A 1,407-nucleotide genomic window follows, 5' to 3' on the forward strand; every position below is an offset into this window, starting at 1 on the left:
GAGGTGCCACAACTCCAAGACGCTTCTATGTGTGTGGTGATCGGTTCGGTTGGTTGCCGTTAGGGTTCGGCATCGATGATCACTTGGGTGACTCTTCGTCGATCCGGCCGCTCGGGTTGTGGGTGTGCCTTGTCCAAGACCTGTCCCCGGGTGGTCGTCGGCGCCGGCCCGGCCCACCCTGCTGGCCTGATCAGAAGCCTGCCCGTGCGAGCACACGTGGCCCATCACAGATCTGCCGTCGTGGTGACTGCTTCCCGAGCCGACGCCGACTGTCCCGGTCGTCGCTGGTGAAGGAGCAACAATCCGAGATGGCAAGGATCGTAGAGCGAGTCGCGGATCGCTACGACGTGGTGGTGGGGGTGGACACCCACACCGACACGCACACCGCCGCCGTGGTCGACCGTCTCGGCGCCGTGTTGGCGCAGGTCACCGTGCCCACCGACCCGGACGGGTTGGCCCGGCTGCTGACCTTCGCCGTCGCGCACACCCCACCGCAGGGGCGCCGGTTGTGGGCGGTGGAAGGCACCCGGGCACACGGTCAAGGGCTGTGCCGGGTGCTGGACGCTGCTGGTGAAGATGTCAGCGAGGCGCCTAAACCCGCCGCCGCGTCGCGCCGACGGGGCGGCAAGTCCGACCAGCTCGACGCGGTCGCCGCCGCCCACGCCGTGCTCGCCCTGCCCCTGCAGCGTGTCGCCGCCCCTCGCCGCGACGGGCCACGCGAGGCACTGCGCCTGCTGCTGGTCTGCCGCCGACACCACAGCGACACCCGCACCGCCACGATCAACCTGGTCAAAGCGCTGATCCTGACCGCCGACGACACCCTGCGCCACACGCTACGCGGACTATCCACCACCACCCAGATCGCCCGCCTGGCCGCCCTCGACCCACCCGAGGACACCGACCTGCCCTGCGAAGAACACACCCGCCGCCGCGAACTGACCACCCTCGCCCGGCAGATCCAGACCCTCGACGCCACCCTCGCCGACAACCACCGCCGCCTACGCACCCTCGTCAGCGAACTCTGCCCACCCCTGCTCGACCAACCCGGCATCGGACCCGTCACCGCCGCGATCGCCCTCACCGCCTGGTCCCACCCCGGCCGCGTCCGCTCAGAAGCCGCCTACGCCACCCTCGCCGGCACCGCCCCCATCCCCGTGGCCAGCGGCCGCACCAACCGACACCGCCTCAACCGCGGCGGCGACAGAACCCTCAACAGCGCCCTACACACCATCGCCCTCACCCGCCGCCGCATCCACCCCGAAACCCGCGACTACATCACCCGCCGCCGCACCGAAGGCCGCACCACCAAAGAAATCACCCGCTGCCTCAAGCGCTACATCGCCCGACAGATCTACCGCACCATCACCAACCACCACCGCACCACTTGACAACCCCACTCACAGATCG

The 1,407-nt window shown here is 69.6% G+C and carries 1 protein-coding gene; it reads left to right on the plus strand.

Going from position 1 to position 1,407, the window contains the following annotated elements:
• Nucleotides 1-287 precede the first annotated feature (287 nt).
• A complete protein-coding gene (locus tag SM452_RS30310; RefSeq protein WP_463841218.1) occupies nt 288-1,388 on the plus strand; it encodes an IS110 family RNA-guided transposase in 1,101 nt (366 codons plus the stop codon).
• Nucleotides 1,389-1,407 lie beyond the last annotated feature (19 nt).

This window comes from Micromonospora sp. SYSU B005, from assembly GCF_055362685.1.